Source organism: Kitasatospora sp. NPDC023385 (assembly GCF_055664045.1).
This window is the reverse complement of record NZ_JBVOOL010000009.1, coordinates 171,923-196,155: the sequence shown is the minus strand read 5'-3', so window position 1 is coordinate 196,155 and position 24,233 is coordinate 171,923. Positions and strand designations below refer to the sequence as shown.

Genomic DNA, 24,233 nt, shown 5'->3' with positions numbered 1-24,233 from the left:
GCCCGGCGGCGGATCAGCGCTGCCGGGCGTACGCCTGTCCGGCGGCAGCCGGGGCGCTCGCGGTGGCGGGGCCGCTCGCGGAAGCAGGGGACTCCTGAGGAGCCGCGGCGCCTGCGCGGCCCGGCTGCGCGGCGGACAGCGAAAGCATCGTCACCACGGTGCCCAGCGCCAGCGCGAACACCACCAGCCCCGCCACCGCCAGGACGCCCGAGGCGCCCGAAACGGCCAGCAGCGCCACCGTGGCAGCGACGACGGTGAACGAACCGAGGCAGACCTGGGCAGCGGACGGACGCGGCATGACGGGAGGCCCTTCGCACGTCGGGGAAGGTGGACGGGAGCACCACTGGCCCCAGAAGCCCTACCCCGCAAGGAAGTTCGACGCCTCCAGGGTAGCCGTCCCATCCGGGGGCACAGGGGGCGCACAGGCTCACCCGGGGGTCGTCCGCCCCGGTCTGTACGGTGAACCGGAACCAGCCACCACGCACCACCGCACACCGGGGGAACCGACCTTGCCCATTCCCGCCGACTGGCCCACCACCCAGGCCCGGGCGCTCGCCGAACAGGAACGGCTGCGCCCACTCGTCCAGACCCACGACGACACCGAACCCCCCGGCCGCCTGATCGCCGGCGTCGACGTCGCCTACGACGACGACCACGACCTCGTCGCCGCCGCAGCCGTCCTCCTCGACCAGGACACCCTGCAAGTGGTCGAACAAGCCACCGCCGTCGGCCGCATCGCCTTCCCCTACATCCCAGGACTGCTCGCCTTCCGCGAACTACCCGCCGTCCTCGACGCCCTGGCCGCCCTCACCCACACCCCCGACACCGTCGTCTGTGACGGCTACGGCCTCGCCCACCCCCGCCGCCTCGGCCTCGCCAGCCACCTCGGCGTCCTCACCGGACTCCGCACCCTCGGCGTCGCCAAGACCCCCTTCATCTTCGACCACCACCAACCCGACACACCCCGCGGCGCCTCCACCCCCCTCACCGACCCCGCCACCGGCGAAGAGGTCGGCCGCGCCCTGCGCACCCAGCCCGGCATCAAACCCGTCTTCGTCTCCATCGGCCACCGGACCAGCCTCGACACCGCCGTCCGCACCACCCTCGACCTCGCCCGCCACTACCGCCTCCCCGAAACCACCCGGCACGCCGACTCCCTCTGCCGCCGCGCCCTCACCGAAGCCCTCCACGGCAGGACGACCGCGAACTGACCATGTCCCCGGCGGGATTCACGCCCCGTGTGTTAGACATGAGACACCGGGGCCCCGCCCCGACCTGCCAGGAACGGACGCACGGGGGAGGCGCCGACATGGGATCAGGAACCGGTACCGGATCCACCGGCGGAGCCGGACAGGGCTACCGCGTCGAAATCGAACAACTTCGCACCTTCGCCGGCCAAGTACGGCTCATGCTCGCCGACTTCCAGAAGCACGCCGACGGCACCGACACCCACGGACGCAGCGGCATCGGCAAGAACGCCTTCGGCACCTTCGCCGAAGCCACCGAGATCCACGGCCGCTACGCCACCATGCGGGACGCGCTGCGCGACGTCCTCAACCAGCTCCAGGAAGCCGTGAACGAGGCCCAGCAGAAAGCCGAACTCACCGCCACCAACTACGAAGAACAAGACCAGCACACCGCCCGGAAACTCAAACTCGGCGGCGACGGCTGGTCCGTCCAACAACCCTCCGCGAGCAGCCAAGCCGCGTACGAGAAGAACCTCACCCCGTCCAACCGCGGCAACGCCACCATCTAGCCGCCCAGCCCGCCCGTCAGCCCGCCAGCCTGCCCGGACCCGAACGGAGGCGAACCGCCCATGGCCTACACCGACTTCACCAAATACAGCCACGCCCAACTCCGCACCATGGCGCAAGCCCTCGACCCCGGCGCGGTGATGGCCGCCGGCGACCCCTGGCGAAACGCCGCCGACACCCTCAAACAGATCCGCCTCACCCTCACCAAAGTCAGCACCGAAGCCGCCACCTCCTGGGAAGGCACCACCAGCGACGCCTTCCACACCCGCATGCTCAACCTCGCCGCCAGCATCAACAACGCCGCCGCCTACGCCAACGACGCGGCCAACATCCTCCACAACGTCTCCGACGCCATGGCCAAGGCCAAACGCGACATGCCTGAAGAACCCGGCAACTGGGACAAGGTCAAGGACACCGTCAGCGACGGCGTCACCGCCGTCTTCGGTGACAGCGACGACGAACACATCCCCATCGCCGACCGCAAAAAAGCCGAAGCCGCCACCATCATGCAAACCCTCGCCATGCACTACCGCATCGCAACCCCGGCACTGAAGGCCCCGCCGCCGTATCGTTCCGTGGGGAAGGAAGACTCCCGTGATGTATCGACGCAGGACGACACGGGCGCCGCGGCGGCGATGACAGCCACCGTGATGATGTCGGGTACTCCACTCGGAACCGGGGGAGCCTCTGCGCGAACGGCACCGGCTCCCGGGACACAGCGACAGAAGCCCTCCCAGACGCCGACGGCCGTTGGCTCCACGCCCGAGAAGGCAGCCGTACAGAGCGACTCCGGGATCAAGGGCGGTAAGGCGCAGGCTCCTCCGAAGCTGTCGACAATGGCGAGCTCTGGACCCGATGCGGGCATTTACGGTAACCCGGTGTCCCGTCCGACCGGGAGCATGCCGAGCCCCCCTACCTCAGGAACCCAGACTTCTGGCCTGGGTGGCGTACCGCCCACAGGCCCTCCGAGCGCACCGGTCTCAGGTGGAGGTGGACAGGCGATCACCAGCCCTGCGGGGTCGACCACGCAGAACCCATCAGCGCTCCCGGGATTCGGCCAGAGTAAGACCGGAATCGGCGACAAGGGATCTTTCAGCAGAGAGATTCCGGTGGAGGGCTCAAGCCCACGCGGGGGTCGCGCTGTCAGCACCGGGGGCGGTGGTGAGGTCTATCCAGGCATCGGCGGCGGAGGTCGTGGAGCGTCCGGTTCGAAGCAGGTCGGTGGGGTTCCGGCGCGGTCTGGTGGGGTCGCCGAAGGGCCGCCGAAGCCAGGTGCCGGACCGCACGGCAAGGAGGCTTTCACGGAGGGCGGCTCCGGGCTGGGTGGGCGAAACCGACTCAGGAGCGAGCCGGGTGTCACAGGCACGAACGGCGTTTCTCCCGGTATCTCGATGAATGGGTCACAGGGACGCAAGAAGGAACGGGAGAAGAGCGGCAAGCGGCCGGACTACCTCGTCGAGGATGAGGAGACCTGGGCGTCGGACAAGCCGACCAATCCGAACGTGGTGGAATGAGGCCGGTCCGTAAACGGACGGGTGATCTGATCGCATCCCGCAGATCGGCGATCTGCGGGATGCCTCGTTGAGTGGGGTGACCGGGTTTGACGAGCCGTCGGTTGTTGCGTGGTACGACGGTCCTTGCCGTCGGGGCATTGGTCTGGGGCGTCGTCGCACCGGCAGCATCGGCCGATCAGATCAGGGACCAGCAGTGGGCGCTGAAGACCTTCGAGGCTGAGACGAAGGTCTGGCCGGTCAGTCAGGGTGAGGGTGTCGTCGTTGCGGTGATCGACAGCGGGGTGGATGCGAACCACCAGGATCTGACCGGGCAGGTCCTTCCGGGGGCGGACTTCTCCGGTACCCAATCGGACGGCCGCATTGACGCCGACGGCCATGGCACGGGCATGGCGAGTCTGATCGTAGGGCACGGGCACGGCGGGCAGGCCGGGGTGATGGGCCTGGCTCCGAAGGCAAAGATCCTCCCGGTGAAAGTGAAGACCACGGATGGCGGCCCTGAACCTCAGGTGAACGATCTCGCGGAGGCAATCCGCTTCGCTGCGGATCACGGTGCGACAGTCGTCAACATGTCCATCGGAGGGCTTCTTCGGTTCGACACGAAAACGCGCAAGGCCGTTGCGTACGCGGTGTCGAAAGACGTCGTGCTGGTCGCCAGCGCCGGCAACAGTGGTTCGGACTTGGGTGTCAACTATCCGGCTGCCTTCCCCGGGGTGGTGGCAGTGGGAGCTGCGGACTCCAAGGGGGTCGTGTGGGAGAGCTCGACACCGGGCCCTGAGACCACGCTGATCGCACCTGGTGTGGAGGTCTATCACGCGACCGCCAAGTCCCCGACGAGTTACGGAGTCGGGAATGGCACCTCCGATTCCACCGCCTACGTCTCCGCGACTGCGGCGCTCATCCGTTCCAAGTACCCGAACTTGTCCGCCGGGCAGGTGATCAATCGGATGATCAAGACCGCCACCCCGCCGGCCGACGGGACGGTGACACCCAACAGCCATTACGGCTTCGGGGTTCTCAGCCCCGCGAAGGCGTTGGAGGCGAATCCGGCTGTGGACAACGGGCCTCGCGAGAATCCGCTCGTGAACCGGCCGGAGTCGCGGGGGGCGCCGCCGTCCGATGATCCGAGTGGCGAGGCGGACCAGTCGTCCGTGGAGCCCGTGGTTCCCGAGGCCGACAGCGGTGGGGGCAGTGACGTCACCGGGCTGGTGATCGGCGCGGTGGCGGTTGGTGCGATGGTGCTGGGGCTGTCGGTTTTCGCGGTGCTGCGGGCGCGGCGGCGGAGGGCGGGGGGCGGGGTGGACGGGCAGTCGCCGGATGGGGGGATGTACCGGTAGGTGCCCAGCTGCCCGTCGTGTGGGCTGGCAGTATTTCGGCGGTTGGTGGCGTCATTGGCGCTGGTGGGGGTGTGTGGTGGCCGCCATGCTGGGGCCATGAGCACTTCTGAGATTGCCGTGGGCGTTGTTGCGGTGGAGATCGTTCCCGATACCAAGGACTGGACCTGGGTGCTGGAACGCCCGTGTGTCGACTGCGGGTTGGACACCCCCGGGGTGGTGCGCGAGGACGTCGCCGGGATGATCCGGGCCAATGCGGAGGGCTGGCTGGCGGTGCTGGCCGGCGACGAGGACGGGCTGCGCCGTCGGCCGGAGCCGGGGGTCTGGTCGGACCTGGAGTACGCGTGCCACGTCCGGGACGTGTTCCGGCTGTTCCGCGTCCGCCTGGGCCTGATGCTCGACGGGGACGACCCGCTGTTCCCGAACTGGGACCAGGACGAGACGGCCGTCGCCGAGCGCTACGACGAGCAGCTGCCGCGGGTGGTGGCCGGGGAGTTGGCGGAGGCCGCGGAGACGTTGGCGGTGGCGTTCGAGGGGGTGGCGGGCGAGCGGTGGCGGCGGACGGGGAGCCGTAGTGACGGGGCGCGGTTCACGGTCGAGTCGTTCGCCCGGTACTTGATCCACGACCCGGTGCACCATCTGTTCGACGTGACGGGCGAGCGGGTCTGAGGCGGTTCCGGGGGCGGTCGGGGCGCGGGGTCACCAGCCGGAGGCCTCGTGCAGCATGGTGCGCCGCAGTCGTCCGGCCACGCTGGCGGCGTCGGTGCCGATGACGTCGGCGATCTCGGGGGCGGCGAGGCCGACGACGTAGTGCAGGATCGCGAGGTCGTCGTCGGCGGGGTGGCGGTCCGGGGCGGCCGGTTGGCGCCGGGTGTGTTCGGCGACGGTGCCGCGCAGGATTTCCCAGGCGTGTGCGGTCGGGTTGGAGCTCCCCATCAAGTCCCGCCAGCGGGCCGCGATTTCGGCGAACGCCGTCTGGACGGCGGTGGCCGCGGCGCTGTGTTCGGTCAGCCACACCCGGGCGTAGCTGAGGTACCGGGGGCGGTGGAGTTCGCAGAACGCGGTGAACTCCAGTGGTACGTCCTCCGGCTCGCCGAGCCCCGGGGGTGGCTCGGTGGAAGTCGCGTGACGGTTGGTCATCTCGTCTTCTCGGAAAGGGAGATGGGTTTCTGACGGTCGATCGTCTGTGCTCACTCTACGGTAGGCCCTCGGTGCGCTGGGTGACCAATCCGATGGAATGCCCAGAACCTGCCGCCGCCCGGCCGGTTCCGGTGTCGACGGGGTGCGGCGAGGGTGGCGGAGCGGCCGGGCGGGAGGCCGGCGAGGTGCCGGTGGGGCGGTGCTGCGCAGTGGCGTGGGGGGCGTAGTTGCGAGCGCGTCGCAGCTGGTCAGAGGGTGTAGGACGGCTATGGCTGCAAGGCAGTTGATGTGTCACCGTAGGGCTTATGGAGGCTGACGTCCACGCCCACGGCGCGAACCCGCGCCCGCACAACCACCCGCACAACCGCACTCACGACCGCACTCCCGACCGCACTCACGACCGTGGCGACGATCACTCCGCTCGCGGAACCGGACACCGCTCGGGGCATCACCACGACCACACGCATGGCCGCACCGAAGACCACCGGCACGGCCAGGAGCACGAGCACGAGCACGAGCACGGCCACGGGCACGGCCGCGCCCGGTCCCGCGCCGCCGTCCTGCGCCACCGCCTCGCCCACGTCCTGCGGCCGCACTCGCACGACGCCGCGGACCGGGTGGACGCCGCCATGGAGGCCTCCGCCGAGGGGCTGCGCACCCTGTGGATCTCGCTCCTCGTGCTCGGCGCCACCGCGCTGCTGCAGGGCGCGATCGTGGCGCTGTCCGGCTCGGTGGCCCTGCTGGGTGACACGGTGCACAACCTCGCCGACGCGCTGACCGCGGTGCCGCTCGGCCTGGCCTTCCTGCTCGGCCGCCGGGCCGCCAACCGGCGCTACACCTACGGCTACGGACGGGCGGAGGACCTGGCGGGGGTGGCGATCGTCCTGGCCGTCGCCGCCTCGGGGGTGTTCACGGCGGTGACGGCGGTGGACCGGCTGCTGCATCCGCGGCCGGTGGACCACCTGGCCGCGGTGGCCGCCGCCGCGCTGCTCGGCTGCCTGGGCAACGAGTGGGTGGCCCGGTACCGGATCCGTACCGGGCGCCGGATCGGTTCGGCGGCGCTGGTCGCGGACGGGGTGCACGCCCGGACGGACGGGTTGGCCTCGCTCGCGGTGCTGGTCGGCGCGGCCGGGGCCGGACTGGGGCTGCCGTGGGCGGATCCGCTGGTCGGTCTGGTGATCACGGCGGCGATCCTGACGGTGCTGCGCGGCTCGGTGCGCGAGGTGGGCCGCCGGCTGATGGACGGGGTGGATCCGGGCCTGATGGACGCCGCCGAGGGCGCGTTGCGCGGGGTGGACGGCGTGCGCGGGGTGGGCGCGCTGCGGATGCGGTGGATCGGGCACTCGCTGCGCGCCGAGGCGGACCTGGTGGTGGACGGTGCGCTCACGGTGGTGGCGGCGCACCGGGTGGCCGAGGCGGCGGAGCAGGCGCTGATCCGGGCGGTCCCGCGCCTGCTGGCCGCCACCGTGCACATCGACCACGCCCCGGTGGCCTGAACCTCTCGCGGCGACCGGGGCGGAGGGGCGGGCGGCGTGCCCGCGGGTCAGGAGGTCGTCCGGGCCTCCGACGGGGAGATCCGGTCGACGGCGGTGTCCCGTTCGACCTGGGTGGGGAAGGCGTCGACGGCCCGCCGCCGGGCCGCCTGCGCGGCGGTCGCGGCCACCCCGTGAGCAGCGGGCCCATGCGGCCCGGCCCCGTGAGCCGCGGTCCCGTGCGACCCGGTCGTATGCGATCCCGGGGGTCGCCCCGCGGCGCGCCGTCGGCGGCCGAGCGCGGTCCGGGCGGCGTGTTCCTCGGCCGCCTGTCTGGCCTCCAGGTAGGCCTGCACCGCGGCCATGCCGTAGACCGGCTGGATGAGCTGGTGGCCTTTGAAGAAGGGTCTGGCCGGGGCGAATCCGGCGGCGACCACCAGGTCGCGGATCTCTGCTATCTCGGCTTCACTGCGGGCGGTGAAGCGGACCTCCCAGCCCTTCTTGTACGTATGGCCCTTCTCGCCGCTGCGGCGGGCCGGGTCCGGGCGGCGGACGTATCCGGGCAGGCGGCCGAGGCGTAGCTGGGCCGCGCGGAGGCCGGCGGTCTCGTCACGTGACATGACGTAAGCCTAGGCAATCCCCGGGGTGCGATTGACGCCTGGAGGGTTCCTCGCCGTATGCCTTTGATCACTCTGGGTCAGACGGGCTGGTCTCCGTTCGTTCGTGATCAGGTATGACAACCGCATGGGCGTCAATTACTCCAAATGAGTGAGGGTATGAGGACTTTAGTGCGGGCTGGTCCCGGTTTCGCGACGGTTGGGTAACAGTGCGTCAGGCTCCCGGTCGCCGGTCCGGGCGGTTGGGGATGGTGTCGGCATGAGCTACCGGATCCCCTCGCCGCCGCCGTCCCTGGAGGAACTGGCGCAGCGTCAGCAGAACGTCGTCACCGCGAGCCAGCTGCGCGCCCGGGGCGTGCCGGCCCGGGTCGTCACCGGGCACTGCCGCCGGGGCGGGCCCTGGCAGCGGCTGCTGCCCAGGGTCTACCTGCTGCAGTCCGACGAACCCACCGCGGAGCAGCGGATGTGGGCGGCGCTGCTGTACGCCGCGCAGAACGGCCGGGAGGAGGGCCGGCGCGAGGGCGCGGTGATCACCGGCGCGGCCGCGCTCGCCCTGTACGGCTTCGCCGCCGTGCCCCGGCTGCCCGCGGTGACGGGGGTGGACGTCCTGGTGCCCCGGCAGCGTCGGCTGAAGGACGTCGGCGAGGTGCGGATCCGGCGCACCGAACGGGAGTTGGTGGCCCGCTCGGTGCACGGCCTGGCCTGCGCGCCGGTGGCCCGGGCGGTCGCGGACGCGCTGGGCGAGTGGACGGCGGACCCGGCCGTCCCGGCGCCGGTGCGCGAGGTGCTGCGGGAGGCGGTCTCGCTCCCCGAGGGCCGTTGTACGGTGCGGGAGTTGGCGGCCGAGCTGATCGATTCCGGGCTGACCGTCGAACCCCGGGTGCGGGCCGCGCTGGACGAACTCCTCGCCGCCGAACGGGACTCGGTACTGGAGCGGCTCGGCCACCTGGTGGACGAGTGGCTGCTGCCCACCCCGCTGAACGCCCCCGAGCTGCGGATGCGCGGCGGCACGTACATCGCCGTGCCGGACTTCTACTGGCCGGAGCGCGGCGTCGCGGTGGAGGTGGACTCGGACCTGCGCTGCGTCAGCGAGGGCGAGGCCGCCTGGGTGCGCGGCGGCCAGCACCGGATGGAGTACCTGGGCATCCGGGTGGTGTACGTCTCCGGGGCCCGGCTGGCCGCCGACCCGGACGCGGTCGGCGGCGAGCTGCGTGAGGCCTTCCGGGCCGGCGGCACGGACGTGGTGGATCTGCTGGTGGTCTGAGCGGAGAGCGAGGGGAGTTGAGGAGAACGAGCGGAGTTACAGGGGAGTGCGGGGACTCGGGGGAGCGGCGGGGGTCTGAAGACGGGCGCTAGGAGCGGACCACCGGTGTGCCGACCAGCTCGACCCCGGCCGCCCGCAGTTCCTCCAACGCGGCGGCGGTGGTCTCCGGAGCGACGCCGGCGGTGAGGTCCAACAGGACGCGGGTGGCGAAGCCCGCCCGGGCCGCGTCGAGCGCGGTCGCCCGGACGCAGTGGTCGGTGGCGAGGCCCACCACGTCGACCTCGTCGACCTGCCGCTCGCGCAGCCACTCCACCGGCCCGCGGTTGTTCTCGTCCAGCCCCTCGAAGCCGCTGTACGCCGCCGAGTAGGCGCCCTTGTCGAAGACCGCCTCGACCGCGCCGGAGATCACGGAGGGCGCGAAGTTGGGGTGGAAGCCCACGCCCTCGGTGCCGGCCACGCAGTGCTTCGGCCAGCTGGTGACGTAGTCCGGCTCGGCGGAGAAGTGGTCGCCCGGGTCGATGTGGTGGTCGCGGGTGGCGAGGATGTGCCGGTAGCCGGGGGCGGATTCGGCGATCAGGTCGGTGATGGCGGCGGCCACCTCGGCACCGCCGGCGACGGCCAGGCTGCCGCCCTCGCAGAAGTCGTTCTGCACGTCGACGACGATCAGTGCCCGGTGCATGACTCGCATCCTCGGATGTCGGGGGCCCGCGGGTGGCGGCGCCCCGGTGGGGGGAGCCCTCGGGAGTACTCGGTCCGGCGGTGCGGGACGCGGGGGGTTCTCGGGGAGCTCCGGGGAACTCTACGGCTGACTCTAGGGAGTGCCGCGCGGGGGCGGAAGCCCCGGGGACCGGCCCGGTGGCCGGGCGGGGCTTCCGCGGGAGGGCGGGGCGGGGTCAGTGGACCGCGTCGGCCGACAGGACCAGTTCGGTCGGCAGCACCGGGTCGCCCTTGGAGAGCTGGGTGGCCGACAGCGGCAGTGCGGCGCGGGCCCGGACGTGCCGGTCGCGGGCGGCGCTGAGCGGCTCCCGGCCGACGGTCTCGCCGCCCAGTACCAGCGGCACCTGCACCAGGTGCGGCCGCAGTTCGTCCGGGACCGGCCCGGTGCCGACCACCTCGGCCTCGGCGACGCCGTCGGCGTCGGGCCGGCGGGCCGCCCACTTGCGGCCCCCGATGCTGGTCTTGCCGCCCGCGGCGCGCTTGGCCACCGGAATCAGCGGCCCGTCCTCGGTCTCGGCCCGGGCGACCAGCTTGTAGACCATCGCGCAGGTCGGGTGTCCGCTGCCGGTGACCAGGCTGGTGCCGACGCCGTATCCGTTCACGGGGGCGGCGGCCAGGGCCGCGATCGCGTACTCGTCGAGGTCGGAGGTGACGATGATCCGGGTCCTGTCGGCGCCCAGCTCGTCCAGTTGGCGGCGGACCCGGTGGGCCAGCAGGGTGAGGTCACCGGAGTCGATCCGGACGGCGCCCAGCTCGGGGCCGGCCACCTCGACGGCGGTGCGCACCGCCTCGCGCAGGTCGAAGGTGTCGACCAGCAGGGTGGTGCCCTTGCCCATCGAGGCGATCTGGGCCCGGAAGGCGTCCCGTTCGCTGTCGTGCACCAGGGTGAAGGCGTGCGCGGCGGTGCCGGTGGTCGGGATGCCGTGGGTGAAGCCGGCCTCCAGGTCGGAGGTGGCGGCGAACCCGGCCACGTACGCGGCCCGGGCGGCGGCGACGGCGGCCTGCTCGTGGGCCCGGCGGGCGCCCATCTCGATCACCGGGCGGCCGCCGGCGGCGGCGGTCATCCGGGAGGCGGCGGCCGCGATCGCGGAGTCGTGGTTGAGGATCGACAGGATCACGGTCTCCAGGATCACCGCCTCGGCGAAGCTGCCCTCGACGGTGAGCAGCGGCGAGCCGGGGAAGTAGATCTCGCCTTCGGGGTAGCCGTGGATGTCGCCGCGGAAGCGGTAGTCGGCGAGGTAGCGCAGGGTGTCCTCGTCGACCACGCCCTGGCCGGCCAGCCAGTCCAGTTGGGCGGTGGAGAAGCGGAAGTTCTCGACGGCGTCGAGCACCCGGCCGGTGCCGGCCAGGACGCCGTAGCGGCGGCCGCTCGGCAGGCGGCGGGTGAACACCTCGAACACGGAGCGGCGGTGCGCGGCCCCGCTGCGCAGGGCGGCCTGCAGCATGGTGAGCTCGTAGCGGTCGGTGAGCAGCGCGGTCGAGTGGACTGCGCGCACTGAAGTGGCGTCCATGGGGATGATGCTACTACCACTTAACGTCAGAGTGACGATTTCTCTTCGAAGAGGGCCGGGTCGGAATCGCCCGGCTGTCCCCCGGATGGCAGCATGGGGCGTGAGGGGTTACGGACGAGCGTGCAGCGAGGAGGACCCGGCGTTGAGTGTCGCGCCTGCGGAGATCGAGCGCCCAGAGGTCGAGGGGCTGCCGGTGACGGAACCGGACACGCCCTGGGTGACCATCGTGCACAACGACCCGGTCAACCTGATGAGCTACGTCCAGTACGTCTTCCAGGCCTACTTCGGCTACCCGAAGGACAAGGCCCGGAAGCTGATGATGGACGTCCACAGCAAGGGGCGGGCGGTGGTCTCCAGCGGATCCCGCGAGGAGATGGAGCGCGACGTCCAGGCGATGCACGGCTACGGCCTCTGGGCGACGCTGCAGCACGACTGACGCCGGGCCGCCGGCCGTACGACCGATGACGACGAAGACGGGCTGACCGATACAGATGGCTGGGTTGTTCGAGAGCGCCGGCGGTGGTGGCGCGGCGATCGCGCTGGACGAGTGGGAGACCTCCATCCTGCGCTCGCTGGAAGTGCAGTTGCTGGAGCTGATCGGGCCCGGTCCGGGCGACGACGGCGGTGACCCGCTGGCCGCCCTGTTCGCCGAGGGACCGACCGAGGCGCCGGCCGATCCGGTGCTGGCCCGCTTCTTCCCGGACGCCTACGGCGACCCGCAGGGGACGGACGGCGAGGAGGCCAGGGCCGCGTCCGAGGAGTTCCGCCGCTTCACCGAGCTGGACCTGCGGGCCCGCAAGCGGGACGACGCGCTGTTCGTCATCCGGGCACTGGACGGCCTCGCCGGCGGCGGGGTGCTCAAGGTGGGCACTGACGACTGCCCGCACTGGCTGGGCGCGCTGAACGACCTGCGGCTGGCCTTCGGCGTCCGACTGGAGGTCACGGAAGAGGACGAGGGCGGCCTCTACGAGCTGCCGGACGGCGACGAGCGCAAGCCGCTGGTGGTGGCGTACCTGTGGCTGGGGGCGCTGCAGGAGTCGCTGCTGGAGGCGATGGCCGGGTGAACACCGGCTGAACCCGGGACTGACTCCGCGTGAACGTGGAGCGGCTGCTTCCACTTCTCTCCCGGCTTCCCGGGGGATCCTGCCCGGTTTCGGGCAAGCCCCGGCGGTTTCGTCCAACATGTGGACGATCCGTCGGGGCTTTTCCGTTCAAAATCAGACAAACTATGCCAGGTCATGCTCAAATATCGCTCAGATGAACACCGCTATCCGGATGGTGCGTGGTACGACTTCTCCACTCCCGAGACCGACCAGGACGGTGGACCATGGCCGAGAAGCTGTACGACGAAGTGGCCGACACCCAACCGGACGAGGAGGGCTACGAGCGGGGACTCGGCAGCCGCCAGATCCAGATGATCGCGATCGGCGGCGCCATCGGCACCGGCCTCTTCCTCGGCGCCGGCACCGCGATCTCCAAGTCCGGCCCGAGCCTGATCCTGTCCTACGCCGTCGCCGGCGTGGTGATCTTCGTGATCATGCGGGCCCTCGGCGAACTGCTCACCTACCGCCCGGTCTCCGGCAGCTTCGCCGAGTACGCGCGGGAGTTCCTCGGCCCCTTCGCCGGCTACGTGACCGGCTGGACGTACTGGCTGTTCTGGGTCGTCACCGGCATGGCGGAGACCACCGCCGCCGCCGTGTACGTGAAGTTCTGGGCGCCCGGCATACCGCAGTGGCTCAGCGCGCTGACCTTCCTGGTCATCCTCTACGCGGCCAACCTGATCTCGGTGAAGGTGTTCGGCGAGATCGAGTTCTGGTTCTCCATGGTCAAGGTCACCGCCATCATCGGCATGATCCTGATCGGCATCGGCGTCCTCACCCTGGGCTTCAGCAAGGCCGGTGACACCGCGTCAATCTCCCACCTGTGGCAGAACGGCGGCTTCTTCCCCAAGGGCATCGGCGCCACCGTGATGACCCTGCAGATCGTCATGTTCGCCTACCTGGGCGTCGAACTCGTCGGCGTCACCGCGGGCGAGAGCGAGAACCCCGAGAAGACCCTGCCGCGGGCCATCAACACCCTGCCCTGGCGCATCGCCCTGTTCTACATCGGCGCCCTGGTCGTCATCCTGTCGCTCGTCCCGTGGACCGAATTCCAGCCCGGCGTCAGCCCGTTCGTCGCCGCGTTCGGCAAGATCGGCATCCCGGCGGCGGCCGGCATCATCAACTTCGTGGTGCTCACCGCCGCGCTCTCCTCCTGCAACTCCGGGATGTACTCCACCGGCCGGATGCTGCGCGACCTCGCGCTGCGCGGCCAGGCCCCCGGACAGCTCACCAGGCTCAACACCCGCCGCAGCCCGGCCTACGCGATCACCGTCTCCAGCCTGCTGATGGGCGTCGGCGTGGTGCTCAACTACCTCGTCCCGGCGCGGGCGTTCGAGTACATCACCTCCGTCGCCACGGTCTGCGGCCTGTGGACCTGGGCGATGATCCTGATCTCCCAGATCCGCTACCGCCGCGCCTGGAAGGGCGGCCACCTGCCGCCGCCCACCTTCAAGGCGCCCGGCGGCACCTGGGTCAGCTGGGCCGCGCTCGCCTTCCTCGCCCTCGTCGTGGTGCTGATCGCCCTGGACGAGGACAACCGGATCTCGCTGTACGTCTTCCCCGCCTGGGCCCTGCTGCTGGTGATCGGCTACCGCTTCCTGGAGCGCCGCAACCCGCAGGCCGTCCACGGCGCCGACCACGACCACCTGCACGCCCGCGACGCCGGCTGATCCGGGCCCGCGCGGGAGCGCCGAGGACCGCCCTGCGGACGCCCCCCGACCGCGCTTCGGACGCCCCCGCCGGGGCGTCCGAGGCGTGGCTATCCTGACCGGATGCTGACCATCACCCGAGAACTCCGCGACCGGATCGTGGCCCACGCCCGCGCCGACCACCCGGACGAGGCCTGCGGCGTGGTCGCCGGACCGGCCGGCAGCGGACGGCCCGAGCGGTTCATCCCGATGCTCAACGCCGCCCGCTCGCCCACCTTCTACGAGTTCGACTCGGGCGACCTGTTCAAGCTCTACCGCGAGATGGACGACGGCGACGAGGAACCGGTGATCGTCTACCACTCGCACACCGCCACCGAGGCCTACCCCTCGCGCACCGACGTGAGCTACGCCTCCGAGCCGTTCGCCCACTACGTCCTGATCTCCACCGCCGAGGGCAACGGCGAGGACGACCCCTACCAGTTCCGCTCGTTCCGCATCGTGGACGGCGAGATCACGGAGGAAGACGTCCAGGTCGTCGAGGCCTACGACGCCTGACCGGTACCCGCCCGGACCCGGCCCGTCGACCCCGCGAACAGTCGGCGGCCCGGGGTCGTCTCAGCCCTGGGAACGAGAACATCCGGATCCCGAGACGGGCATGTCGGAGCGGGCCCGGGAATCTATACGATGAGCCCATGCGTTCCGTCGATGTGAGCAACCAGGCCCCGGGCACCCGCCTCGTGGCGCGCCTGCACATCGACCTGTGCCGGCACGCCGGCGCGATCTGTCCCGGTACGCCCGCGCGCTCGCGCTGAGAGCCGCCCCGCCCCACCCGGGCCCGCCGCCCTGCCGCGACGCCGAGCCCCGGGCACCCTCCGCCCCGGCCGCGCCGGCTGCGGCCCACCCACTCCACGACTCGCACAGGAGCGCACACCCATGGCCATCAAGGTCCGGATCCCGACCATCCTCCGCACCTACACCGACGGCGCCAAGGCCGTCGAGGGCAACGGCAGCAACCTCGGGGAGCTCTTCACCGACCTCGAGGCCCGGCACCCGGGCATCGCCGCCCGCCTGGTCGAGGGCGGCGAGCTGCGCCGCTTCGTCAACGTCTACCTGAACGACGAGGACGTCCGGTTCCTGGAGGGCATCTCCACCGCCCTCACCGACGGCGACAACGTCACCATCCTGCCCGCCGTGGCCGGCGGCGCCCGCTGACCCAGCGGCTCCCCCGCCACCGGTGGGGGAGCCCCCCGTGACCCTCACCGCCGTGTGACCCCCACCGCCGTGGCCGGAGGCCTCCCTTGCGTTACGACAGTCCGCTCGAAGCCGTCGGCAACACCCCGCTGGTCCGCCTGCCCCGGCTGTCCGCGGCCGTCCCCGGCAACACCGAGGGCCTGGTCACGCTGTGGGCCAAGCTGGAGGACCGCAACCCGACCGGCTCGATCAAGGACCGCCCGGCGCTGCACATGATCGAGCGCGCCGAGGCCGACGGCCGGCTCACCCCCGGCTGCACCATCCTGGAGCCCACCAGCGGCAACACCGGCATCTCGCTCGCCATGGCGGCCAAGCTCAAGGGCTACCGGATGGTCTGCGTGATGCCCGAGAACACCAGCGAGGAACGGCGCGAACTGCTCCGCATGTGGGGCGCCGAGATCATCCCCTCCCCGGCGGCCGGCGGCTCCAACACCGCCGTCCGGATCGCCAAGGAGATCGCCGCCGAGCACCCCGACTGGGTCATGCTCTACCAGTACGGCAACCCCGACAACGCGGGCGCCCACTACACCGGCACCGGCCCCGAGATCCTCGCCGACCTGCCGACCGTCACCCACTTCGTGGCCGGCCTCGGCACCACCGGCACCCTGATGGGCGTCGGCCGCTACCTGCGCGAGAAGGCCCCCGGCGTGAAGATCGTCGCGGCCGAACCGCGCTACGACGACCTGGTCTACGGACTGCGCAACCTCGACGAGGGCTTCGTACCCGAGCTGTACGACGCCGCGGTGCTCACCACCCGCTTCTCGGTCGGCTCCGCGGACGCCGTCCGCCGCACCCGCGAACTCCTGCAGCAGGAAGGCATCTTCGCGGGTGTCTCCACCGGCGCCATCCTGCACGCGGCGATCGGCGTCGGCCGCAAGGCGGCCGCCGCGGGGGAGCGCGCGGACATCGTCTTCGTGGTCGCCGACGGCGGCTGGAAGTACCTGTCCACCGGCATCTACACCGCCGAGTCCACCGAGGCGGCGGTCGAGGCGCTGCAGGGCCAGCTCTGGGCGTAGCCCGGCGCCGCTCCCGGGGCCATTCCCTGCGCGACCGACTCGGCCGGGCCGGCGCCAGCTAGCCGTTCAGCACCCGCTGCGCCCGGGCCCAGACCTGACGGTCCACCGTGCCCGCCCGGCGGCGGAAGGCCGACAGCGGCACCTCGCGCAGCTCGTCGGTCTCCAGCCAACTGGCCCGGCCCTGCCGGTCGCCCACCGAACCGGGCGGCAGCGGCAGCACGCCCGGGCGGTCGGCGTGGTGCTTGCTGGTGATCTTCGCAATGGTGGCGGTCCTGCCGTGCACCCGCAGCACCAGGCACGGGCGGTCCTTGGCGCCGGGGCCGTCCTCGAACGGCACCTCCGCCCACCAGATCTCCTGCGGCGCCGGGCGGCCCCTGGTGTCCGGGCGGGGCCGCGGGCCGGTCGGCCCGGCCGGGCGCGGAGCCGGACGGGTGCGCCGCACCAGCGCCACCGCGGCGGCCGCCAACAGCGCGACGCCGACCGCAGCCAGGACGACCCAGGTACCAGTCATGCCGTTCATGCGGCGAACCGTACCGGCCCGGGGGCGGACGCCACCACCGTGGCGGCTGTGACAGTTGAGTATTTGTCCGGGTGTTGCTCCCGGTTCGTCACGGAACAGCCACGGTGCCCGTTCTGTGCCGAAGGACCGCCCGCACCCGGACAGGCTGCGTCACGAACGTCCGCCCCGCCCCGGAGGTGCCTCGTGAGTGACCGAAGCGAGCGAACAGTCCTGACGTGCGCACGGGCGAACGCCCCAGCCGAGCGCCGAGGCGCCCCGGGGTCGGAGGCCGGAGGAGGGGTGAGCGCATGAGCCGTAGCGCCGAACTGTGGTCCTACGCCGAGATCGCCCGGCACATCAACGTCCAGCCCGAGACCGTCCGCAACTACCGCAGGCACGGGCTGCTGCCCGACCCGGACGTCCTCGACGGCAGCGGCCACCCCCGCTGGTACCCCGAGACCATCCGCGCCTGGGCCCGCAACCGGCCCCGGCACCGCTGACACCGCCCCCACCACCGGCCCCGCTCCCGGCCCCCGCGCCAGCCCCGTTCCTGCCCCCGCTCCCGTCCCCGGCGTTCTGGTGATTCCAGCCACAGCCCGGCACGGGGACGGGGGCAAAGTGCCGCTCCACCCTTACCCTCGACACACCAATGCAGTGCTACCGGCCGGTTCACCGGCCCGGCCTGCCGTTTTTCATGCTGTTCCCATGCTGTTTTCCATGCCGTTTTCCAGCAGCAGCCAGGACGTGTCGGGGCGGAGGGGCTCGGATGAAACTGACCGTGGTGGGGTGCTCGGGGAGCTTCCCGTCCGCCGACTCGCCCTGCTCCAGCTACCTGGTCGAGGCCGAGGGCTACCGCGTCGTCCTCGACCTCGGCAACGGAGCGCTCGGCGCCCTGCAGAAGTACACCGGCCTCTACGACGTCGACGCCGTCCTGCTCAGCCACCTGCACGCCGACCACTGCGTCGACCTGTGCGCCTACTGGGTGGCCCGCAACTACCGCGCCGAAGGCTGCCCCGAACTGCTGCCCGTCTACGGGCCGGCCGGCACCCCCGAACGGCTCGCCCGCGCCTACGACATGCCGGAGAACCCGGGGATGAAGGAGGTGTTCGAGTTCCGCACCCTCACTCCTGGCAGCTTCGGACTCGGCCCGTTCCGGATCACCGTCGCCCAGGTCAACCACCCCGTCGACGCCTTCGCCTTCCGCCTCGAACACGGTGACCGGTCCCTGGTCTACAGCGGCGACACCGGCGAGAGCGCCGAACTCGTCGAACTCGCGCGCGACGCCGACCTCTTCCTCTGCGAGGCCGCGTACATCGACGGCCGCGACACCTACCAGGCCGTCCACCTCAACGGCCGGGAAGCCGGCGAGCACGCCACCGCCGCCGGCGCCCACCGGCTCGTCCTCACCCACATCCCCCCGTGGACCGACGCCGAGCACAACCGCCGCGACGCCGCCGCCGCCTACGCCGGGCCGGTCGAGATCGCCCGGGCGGGCGCGGTCTACGAGATCTGACCGGGCTGCCTCAGGCCACCGGCGTCAGCCAGTGCCGGTAGCGCGGATCGGCGCCCGTCACCGCCGCCAGGTAGGCCTCGTCCAGGAGCGCGGTGACCGGCCCGGGCGCGGTGGGCAGGGCCCGGCCGTCCAGGGCGCGGACCGGGATGATGCCGGCGGCCGTGCCGCAGACGAAGACCTCGTCCGCCGCGTACAGGTCCGACCGCAGGAGGCTCTCGACGCGGACCTCGATGCCCCGGTCCCGGGCCAGGGTGAGCACGGTGTCCTGGGTGATGCCCTCCAGGGCGCCGGCACTCGACGGGGGCGTGCGCAGCACCCCGTCGCGGACGGCGAACACGTTCTCCCCGGTGCACTCGCTCACCGTGCCGTCCGCGCCGAGCAGCAGCGCCTCGTCGTAGCCCGCGTCATTGGCCTCCCGACGGGCGAGCACCGAGTTCAGGTACGGGCCGGTGGCCTTCGCGGCGGGCGGCACCGCGTCCGGGTCGTTCCGCCGCCAGCTGCTGGTCTTCAGCGTGATCCCGCCCTCGGCGTGCGTGAGTTGGCCCCGCCACTCCCAGCTCGCGATCGACACGCCGACCGGCGCGTGCCGCATGTCGATGCCCATCGTGCCGTAGCCGAGGAAGGCGAAGTGCCGCAGGTAGCAGTCCCGGTGGCCGTTGGTACGCACCAGGTCCACCGTCGCCTTCGTCAAGTCGGCGATTTTGTAGGGGAGTTCCATCCGGATCATCCGGGCACTGCGGTCCAGCCGGCGCAGGTGCTCGGGCAGCCGGAACACCGCCGGACCGTCCGCGGTGGCGAACACCCGGGTGCCCTCCAACACCCCCGTGCCGTAGTGCAGGCCGTGCGTGAGGACGTGCACCCGGGCCTCCTGCCAGGGCACCAGGGCGCCGTCCAACCAGATCGTGGAAGCTTCGGGAAGAGCCATGCCGCTCATCCTGCGCCCCGCCGCACCCCGGGTCAGCCCGCCCGAGCCGACCGGAACCGGCCATGACCGGGAGCGGAAGCGCCGTACCGGAAGCCGGACTTCACCGGATCCCGCCGCCGTCTCGCGGAGCGGAAACCTCCGACCGGCCCCGCCCGCCCTCACTAGGCTGCGCCGATGGAGAGCCCGACCGGCACCGACGCCACCCAGCTCTACGCCCGCCTGCTCGCCGAACCAGGCCGCCCGCCCGAAGCCCTCGGCCTCGACTGGGACGGACCCCGGCTCGGCGCCGCCACCGCCGAACTGCGCGCGCTGGGACTCCTCCAGCCCACCGCCGGCCACCGGGCCGGCGCCTCAGTAGCCCTCGACGCCAGCACCGATACCGCCGACGCCGCCGACACCGCCGTGTCGGTCGACACCGCGGTCCGCCAACTCCTCCTCGGCACCGACACCCGGGTCACCGCCTTGGTCGCCCAACTGATCGCCGGCCTGGGCGCGGAGAGCCGCTTCCAGGCCGGCGTGCATGCCGCTCAGCGGGGGTGGATCTAGCGGACTCACCGGGGCCCCCGCCCGGAGCCCTCACCCCCGCCCGGGGATCGGCAGCCCGAGGTGGTCCCGGAGGGTGGTGCCGGTGTAGTCGGTGCGGAACACGCCGCGTTCCTGGAGCAGCGGCACCACCCGGTCGACGAACTCGTCCAGGCCGCCCGGGGTGAGGTGCGGGACGAGGATGAAGCCGTCGGCCGCGTCGTTCTGCACGAAGTGGTCGATCTGGGCGGCGACGGTGGCGGGGGAGCCGACGAAGGACTGCCGGCCGGTCAGTTCGATCACCAGTTCCCGGCTGGTCAGCTTCTTCTCCGCCGCCACCGCCCGCCAGCGTTCGGCGACGGCCACCGGGTCGCCGTGCCGGACCCGGCCCTGGACCAGGGCGCTGTCCGGGTCGGGGTCGACGGCCGGCAGCGGCCCGTCCGGATCGTGGCCGGACAGGTCGATGCCCCAGACCTGCTCCAGGAAGGCGATCGTGGTCTGCGGGCCGACCTGCGCCCGCCGGACCTCGGCGGCGCGCTCGGCGGCCTCGGCGTCGGTGTCCCCGAGGCCGAAGGTGACGCCGGGCATGATCTTCAACTCGTCCGGCTTGCGCCCGTACGCGGCGAGCCGGCGCTTGACGTCCGCGTGGAAGGCCTGACCGTCGGCGAGGGTGGAGTGCCGGCTGAAGACCACGTCGGCGGTGGCGGCGGCGAACTCCCGTCCTTCGGCGGAGTCCCCGGCCTGGATCACCACCGGGTGGCCCTGCGGCGGGCGCGGCAGCGAGAGCCGGCCCTCGACCGCGAACTGCGGGCCGTCGTGCCGGACAACCTCCTTCCCGGCGTCCCAGAACGCCCGCGCCAGCTGCACGAATTCGGCGGCCCGGGTGTAGCGGTCGGCGCGGTCCAGGTAGCCGCCGCGGCGGAAGTTCTCCCCGGTGAAGGCGTCCGAGGAGGTGACCACGTTCCAGGCCGCGCGCCCGCCGGAGAGGTGGTCCAACGAGGCGAAGCGGCGGGCCAGTTCGTACGGTTCGTTGAACGTCGCGTTGACGGTGGCGGCCAGTCCCAGCCGCTCGGTGACGGCGGCCAGCGCGTTCAGCACGGTGATCGACTCGGGGCGGCCGACGACGTCCAGGTCGTGGATGCGGCCCTTGGACTCGCGCAGCCGCAGGCCCTCGGCGAGGAAGAAGAAGTCGAACTTCCCGCGTTCGGCGGTCTGCGCGAGGTGGCGGAAGGAGTCGAACTCGATGTGGCTGCCCGAGGCCGGGTCGCTCCACACCGTGGTGTTGTTGACGCCGGGGAAGTGGGCGGCGAGGTGGATCTGCTTGAGCGGACGGTCCGTCATCGGGTCACCTCGGAGAGGGCGGGGGAAGCGGCGTCGGAGACGGCGGGAACGGCGGTGGCGGCGGGGCGGACGGCGTAGCGGCTGGCCGGGCGGCCCAGGCCCAGGTGGTCGCGCAGGGTGCGGCCGGTGTACTCGGTGCGCAGCAGACCGGCGGCGCGCAGGGCCGGGGCGATCCGGTCGGCCAGCGCGGCCAGGTCGCGCGGCGGGTCGGCGGGGAGGAGGTGGAAGCCGTCGACACCCGTGCCGGTCGCGGTGAGTTCGGCGAGCAGGCGCTCGTCGGCGGCCCGGTCCGGCTGGGCGGACAGCGAGGCGTCGAGGCGGGCGAGGATCCGCAGGTTCTCGCCGGCGCGCAGTCGCAGCTCGGTGGCGGCGGCCAGTCGGGCGGCGCGGTCGGGGGCGTCGAGCAGGACGACGTCGGCGTGCCGGATCGCGGCGGCGGCCCGGGCGCGCCCGCCGGGGGAGGCGTCCGGCGCGAGGTCGGCCGCGGCCACCGGCACCGCGACCACCGGGCGGCCCTGCGGCGGGCGCGGGGTGATGGACGGGCCGCGGACCGAGAAGTGGCGGCCCTCGAAGTCGATGTAGTGCAGCTTGTCGCGGTCGATGAAGCGCCCGGTGGCGGTGTCGCGGATCTCCGCGTCGTCCTCCCAGCTGTCCCAGAGCCGGGCGGCGACCTCGACGGCGTCGGCCGCCTCGGCCCACAGCTCGTCCTCGGGGGCGACGGTGCGGCGGCCGAAGGCCCGGGCCTCGGCCTCGGTCGTGGAGACGCCGACCAGCCAGCCGGCCCGGCCCTTGCTCACCCAGTCCAGGGTGTTGACGGAGATCGAGGTGTGGAAGGGCTCGGTGTGGGTGGTGGTGACGGTCGGCACGAGCCCGACCCGGCCGGTCAGCGGTGCGGTGCGGGTGAGGGCGGCGAGCGCGTCGGGGCGGCCCGGCCCGGCGGCGAAGGAGTCGTCGAGGGTGACGAAGTCCAGGGTGGCCCGCTCGGCGAGGCGGGCCAGGGCGGTGTAGTGCCCGGCGTCGAAGCGGCCGGGGCTGTCGAGGGCGGCGGACAGGTGCAACTGGCGGGGCATGGCGAGCCTGACTTTCCTCGTGCGGACGCGTGCGCGCACCGGCGGACCCGTACGGGGGGCGGGGCGGGGCGCGCGGTTGCGCGGTGACGGCCCGTGGGCGGAGCCCGGACGGGCGGGAGGGGAGGACCGGCGCCGGGCGGAACGTCAGCCGGGCGGCGGCGGGGGAACGGTCAGCTCAGCCGCGACACGCCGCGGACCACACGCGACCGAAGTCGATGTGGCTGCGGGTGACCAGCGGGCACGAGGCGTTCACCGCTTCAGTTGACCAGGGCTTCCGTCGGTTCGTCAACCGCCGTTTCCCGCGCTCGGCGTGCTCGGGCACGCCGAAGGCCCCGCCCCCGCCGCCGGGTGAGCGGCGGTGGGGGCGGGGCCTCGGGGGAGGGCCGGGCGCGGGCGTCAGGCCTTGGTGACGTCCTCGATCTCGTTGTCGTCCTCGCGACCGGGGGTCTTGAGGTCGAACTTGGTGATCGCGAAGCGGAAGAGGAAGTAGTACAGCGCGGCGAAGACCAGGCCGAGCGGGATGATCATCCACGGGTCGGTGGCCTTGTTCCAGGCCAGCAGGTAGTCGATCAGGCCGCCGGAGAAGGTGAAGCCGTCGTGCACGCCGAGCGCCCAGGTGACGGCCATGGAGACGGCGGTGAGCAGCGCGTGGATGACGTACAGGGCCGGGGCGATGAAGACGAAGGCGAACTCGATCGGCTCGGTGACACCGGTGACGAAGGAGGTCAGGGCCAGCGACACCATCATGCCGGTGACGGCCTTGCGGCGGTGCGGCTTGGCGGCGTGGGCTATGGCCAGTGCGGCGGCGGGCAGCGCGAACATCATGATCGGGTAGAAGCCCGACATGAACTGCCCGGCGCTCGGGTCGCCGGCGAAGAAGCGGGTCAGGTCGCCGTGCACGACGGTGCCGTCGGGCTTCGTGAAGTCACCGGTCTGGAACCAGGCGAACGAGTTCACGAACTGGTGCATGCCGACCGGCAGCAGACCGCGGTTGATCAGGCCGAACGCCCCCGCACCGAACGCGCCGGCACCGATCAGGCTGTCGTTCAGGCTCTTGATGGCGTCACCGATCGGGCCCCAGGCCAGGCCGAAGAACACGCCGACGCCGGTGCCGACGAAGGCCATCAGGATCGGCACCAGGCGGCGGCCGTTGAAGAAGCCGAGCCAGTCGACGAGCCGCGTGCGGTGGTACTTCTGCCAGAGCACCGCGGCCAGCAGACCGATCACGATGCCGCCCAGCACGCCGGGGTTCTGGTAGGTGGCGGCCTCGTCCTTGCCGGGGAGGATCTTGTACTCGGTGATCGGGAACGCGGTCAGCACGTTCTTGTAGACCAGGTAACCGACCAGCGCGGCGAGGGCGGTGGAGCCGTCCGCCTTCTTGGCGAAGCCGATCGCGATGCCCACCGCGAACAGCAGCGGCAGCGCGTCGAAGACCGAGGTGCCGGCGGTGTTGAACACCGCTGCGACCTTGTCCCAGCCGAGGCCGTCCTTGCCGAACACGTCGTCCTGGCCGAGGCGCATCAGGAGACCGGCGGCGGGGAGCACCGCGATGGGCAGCTGGAGGCTGCGGCCGATCTTCTGCAGACCCTGGAGGAGGTTCTGACCGAACTTCTTGGCGGGGCTTGGCGTGGCCGGAGCCGTGGCGGGCGCCGGTGCCTGCGCAGACTGACTCATGGGGGTGGGTTCCTAACGGCATGGCGGTCGGTCGGGGGATGGGCACAGGGGGCCGAACCGCGAACTGGTCTACACCACGGGTGGTGTAGACCAGTTTGTAGCACGGGCGGAGAAGGCGGGGAACCCGAAAAGCGCCGTCGCCCGGAAGTGCTATGAAATCGAAACCTACTCGCGGAACGACGATCATGATTGCGGCCGCGATTGGTATTTTGGATATTTGCGCAACAAAAAGCGCGGCGCCTCGGGCGGGGCGTTGGGGCGGCTCGGCGGGGCGGGTGCCGGAGTCGCCGCAGGGGTGGCGGCAGGGACGGCGGCAGAGCGATCCCGCCGCTCGCGGAGGTGCCCGGTGGCTG

The 24,233-nt window shown here is 72.0% G+C and carries 27 protein-coding genes; 17 read left to right on the top strand and 10 right to left on the bottom strand.

Annotation, left to right across the window (positions count from 1 at the left end; translation table 11 throughout):
• Positions 1-13: 13 nt before the first annotated feature.
• A complete protein-coding gene (locus AC0B61_RS17020) occupies positions 14-298 on the bottom strand; it encodes a hypothetical protein (protein WP_471741460.1) in 285 nt (94 codons plus the stop codon).
• Positions 299-509: 211 nt separating this feature from the next.
• Between AC0B61_RS17020 and AC0B61_RS17015 the strand changes: the two genes are divergently transcribed.
• The 5 genes from AC0B61_RS17015 to AC0B61_RS16995 all read left to right on the top strand — a co-directional run bounded on the left by AC0B61_RS17015 (position 510) and on the right by AC0B61_RS16995 (position 5,268).
• Positions 510-1,211, top strand: coding sequence for an endonuclease V (locus AC0B61_RS17015; protein ID WP_471741459.1), 702 nt, complete (start codon positions 510-512; stop codon positions 1,209-1,211).
• A 98-nt stretch (positions 1,212-1,309) separates the two neighbouring features.
• Positions 1,310-1,756, top strand: coding sequence for a hypothetical protein (locus AC0B61_RS17010; protein WP_471741458.1), 447 nt, complete (start codon positions 1,310-1,312; stop codon positions 1,754-1,756).
• Positions 1,757-1,816: 60 nt separating this feature from the next.
• A complete protein-coding gene (locus AC0B61_RS17005) occupies positions 1,817-3,268 on the top strand; it encodes a WXG100 family type VII secretion target (protein ID WP_471741457.1) in 1,452 nt (483 codons plus the stop codon).
• 86 nt (positions 3,269-3,354) lie between these two features.
• A complete protein-coding gene (gene mycP, locus AC0B61_RS17000) occupies positions 3,355-4,602 on the top strand; it encodes a type VII secretion-associated serine protease mycosin (RefSeq protein WP_471741456.1) in 1,248 nt (415 codons plus the stop codon).
• Positions 4,603-4,698: 96 nt separating this feature from the next.
• Positions 4,699-5,268, top strand: coding sequence for a DinB family protein (locus tag AC0B61_RS16995; RefSeq protein WP_471741455.1), 570 nt, complete (start codon positions 4,699-4,701; stop codon positions 5,266-5,268).
• 30 nt (positions 5,269-5,298) lie between these two features.
• On the opposite strand, the gene AC0B61_RS16990 is transcribed toward AC0B61_RS16995, so the two are convergent.
• Positions 5,299-5,739: a SigE family RNA polymerase sigma factor gene (locus tag AC0B61_RS16990; RefSeq protein ID WP_471741454.1), complete on the bottom strand. Its 441-nt coding sequence runs from the start codon at positions 5,737-5,739 to the stop codon at positions 5,299-5,301.
• Positions 5,740-6,044: 305 nt separating this feature from the next.
• Here AC0B61_RS16990 and AC0B61_RS16985 point away from each other — a divergent pair, with 305 nt between their 5' ends.
• Positions 6,045-7,235: a cation diffusion facilitator family transporter gene (locus AC0B61_RS16985; protein WP_471741453.1), complete on the top strand. Its 1,191-nt coding sequence runs from the start codon at positions 6,045-6,047 to the stop codon at positions 7,233-7,235.
• Between the two features lie 47 nt (positions 7,236-7,282).
• Here AC0B61_RS16985 and AC0B61_RS16980 read toward each other — a convergent pair whose 3' ends face one another.
• Positions 7,283-7,831 carry a hypothetical protein gene (locus AC0B61_RS16980; protein WP_471741452.1) on the bottom strand — a complete coding sequence of 183 codons (549 nt, stop codon included), beginning with the start codon at positions 7,829-7,831 and terminating at the stop codon, positions 7,283-7,285.
• Between the two features lie 256 nt (positions 7,832-8,087).
• Here AC0B61_RS16980 and AC0B61_RS16975 point away from each other — a divergent pair, with 256 nt between their 5' ends.
• Positions 8,088-9,092 (top strand): hypothetical protein, encoded by a 1,005-nt coding sequence (locus AC0B61_RS16975; RefSeq protein WP_471741451.1) that lies wholly within the window; start codon positions 8,088-8,090, stop codon positions 9,090-9,092.
• Positions 9,093-9,180: 88 nt separating this feature from the next.
• Here AC0B61_RS16975 and AC0B61_RS16970 read toward each other — a convergent pair whose 3' ends face one another.
• A complete protein-coding gene (locus AC0B61_RS16970; protein WP_471741450.1) occupies positions 9,181-9,771 on the bottom strand; it encodes an isochorismatase family protein in 591 nt (196 codons plus the stop codon).
• Between the two features lie 214 nt (positions 9,772-9,985).
• Complete coding sequence (locus AC0B61_RS16965) at positions 9,986-11,320, bottom strand: nicotinate phosphoribosyltransferase (RefSeq protein ID WP_471741449.1); 1,335 nt, start codon at positions 11,318-11,320, stop codon at positions 9,986-9,988.
• 142 nt (positions 11,321-11,462) lie between these two features.
• On the opposite strand from AC0B61_RS16965, the gene clpS reads away from it, so the two are divergent.
• The 7 genes from clpS (at position 11,463) to AC0B61_RS16930 (ending at position 16,336) form a co-directional block, all read left to right on the top strand.
• Positions 11,463-11,756 (top strand): ATP-dependent Clp protease adapter ClpS, encoded by a 294-nt coding sequence (gene clpS, locus AC0B61_RS16960; protein WP_471741448.1) that lies wholly within the window; start codon positions 11,463-11,465, stop codon positions 11,754-11,756.
• A gap of 55 nt (positions 11,757-11,811) precedes the next feature.
• A complete protein-coding gene (locus AC0B61_RS16955) occupies positions 11,812-12,384 on the top strand; it encodes a DUF2017 domain-containing protein (RefSeq protein WP_471741447.1) in 573 nt (190 codons plus the stop codon).
• A gap of 263 nt (positions 12,385-12,647) precedes the next feature.
• Positions 12,648-14,090, top strand: a complete 1,443-nt coding sequence (locus tag AC0B61_RS16950; protein WP_471741446.1) for an amino acid permease — start codon at positions 12,648-12,650, stop codon at positions 14,088-14,090.
• Positions 14,091-14,192: 102 nt separating this feature from the next.
• Positions 14,193-14,624, top strand: coding sequence for a M67 family metallopeptidase (locus AC0B61_RS16945; RefSeq protein WP_471741445.1), 432 nt, complete (start codon positions 14,193-14,195; stop codon positions 14,622-14,624).
• 137 nt (positions 14,625-14,761) lie between these two features.
• On the top strand, positions 14,762-14,881 hold the full coding sequence (locus AC0B61_RS16940; protein ID WP_317621128.1) for a putative leader peptide: 120 nt from the start codon (positions 14,762-14,764) through the stop codon (positions 14,879-14,881).
• A gap of 121 nt (positions 14,882-15,002) precedes the next feature.
• On the top strand, positions 15,003-15,281 hold the full coding sequence (locus tag AC0B61_RS16935; RefSeq protein ID WP_471741444.1) for a MoaD/ThiS family protein: 279 nt from the start codon (positions 15,003-15,005) through the stop codon (positions 15,279-15,281).
• 86 nt (positions 15,282-15,367) lie between these two features.
• The gene (locus tag AC0B61_RS16930; protein ID WP_471741443.1) at positions 15,368-16,336 is read left to right on the top strand and encodes a PLP-dependent cysteine synthase family protein; all 969 of its coding nucleotides are present in this window, start codon (positions 15,368-15,370) and stop codon (positions 16,334-16,336) included.
• Positions 16,337-16,394: 58 nt separating this feature from the next.
• Here AC0B61_RS16930 and AC0B61_RS16925 read toward each other — a convergent pair whose 3' ends face one another.
• Positions 16,395-16,856 (bottom strand): type II toxin-antitoxin system PemK/MazF family toxin, encoded by a 462-nt coding sequence (locus AC0B61_RS16925; protein WP_471741442.1) that lies wholly within the window; start codon positions 16,854-16,856, stop codon positions 16,395-16,397.
• 287 nt (positions 16,857-17,143) lie between these two features.
• On the opposite strand from AC0B61_RS16925, the gene AC0B61_RS16920 reads away from it, so the two are divergent.
• Together AC0B61_RS16920 and AC0B61_RS16915 are read left to right on the top strand one after the other, a co-directional pair.
• Positions 17,144-17,335 carry a MerR family transcriptional regulator gene (locus AC0B61_RS16920; RefSeq protein WP_471741441.1) on the top strand — a complete coding sequence of 64 codons (192 nt, stop codon included), beginning with the start codon at positions 17,144-17,146 and terminating at the stop codon, positions 17,333-17,335.
• A 266-nt stretch (positions 17,336-17,601) separates the two neighbouring features.
• Positions 17,602-18,348 (top strand): MBL fold metallo-hydrolase, encoded by a 747-nt coding sequence (locus AC0B61_RS16915; RefSeq protein WP_471741440.1) that lies wholly within the window; start codon positions 17,602-17,604, stop codon positions 18,346-18,348.
• A 10-nt stretch (positions 18,349-18,358) separates the two neighbouring features.
• Here the strand turns inward: AC0B61_RS16915 and AC0B61_RS16910 are convergent, their stop codons facing one another.
• Positions 18,359-19,273 carry a branched-chain amino acid transaminase gene (locus AC0B61_RS16910; RefSeq protein WP_471741439.1) on the bottom strand — a complete coding sequence of 305 codons (915 nt, stop codon included), beginning with the start codon at positions 19,271-19,273 and terminating at the stop codon, positions 18,359-18,361.
• Between the two features lie 174 nt (positions 19,274-19,447).
• On the opposite strand from AC0B61_RS16910, the gene AC0B61_RS16905 reads away from it, so the two are divergent.
• Entirely contained in the window at positions 19,448-19,819 is a 372-nt protein-coding gene (locus AC0B61_RS16905) for a hypothetical protein (RefSeq protein WP_471741438.1), read from the top strand.
• Positions 19,820-19,849: 30 nt separating this feature from the next.
• Here the strand turns inward: AC0B61_RS16905 and AC0B61_RS16900 are convergent, their stop codons facing one another.
• The 3 genes from AC0B61_RS16900 to AC0B61_RS16890 all read right to left on the bottom strand — a co-directional run bounded on the left by AC0B61_RS16900 (position 19,850) and on the right by AC0B61_RS16890 (position 23,880).
• Positions 19,850-21,136 (bottom strand): NtaA/DmoA family FMN-dependent monooxygenase, encoded by a 1,287-nt coding sequence (locus AC0B61_RS16900; protein ID WP_471741437.1) that lies wholly within the window; start codon positions 21,134-21,136, stop codon positions 19,850-19,852.
• Positions 21,133-22,206, bottom strand: coding sequence for an LLM class flavin-dependent oxidoreductase (locus AC0B61_RS16895; RefSeq protein WP_471741436.1), 1,074 nt, complete (start codon positions 22,204-22,206; stop codon positions 21,133-21,135). Before AC0B61_RS16895 ends, AC0B61_RS16900 begins: the two co-directional genes overlap by 4 nt.
• A 396-nt stretch (positions 22,207-22,602) precedes the next feature.
• Positions 22,603-23,880 (bottom strand): PTS transporter subunit EIIC, encoded by a 1,278-nt coding sequence (locus AC0B61_RS16890; RefSeq protein WP_471741435.1) that lies wholly within the window; start codon positions 23,878-23,880, stop codon positions 22,603-22,605.
• Positions 23,881-24,233: the final 353 nt, after the last annotated feature.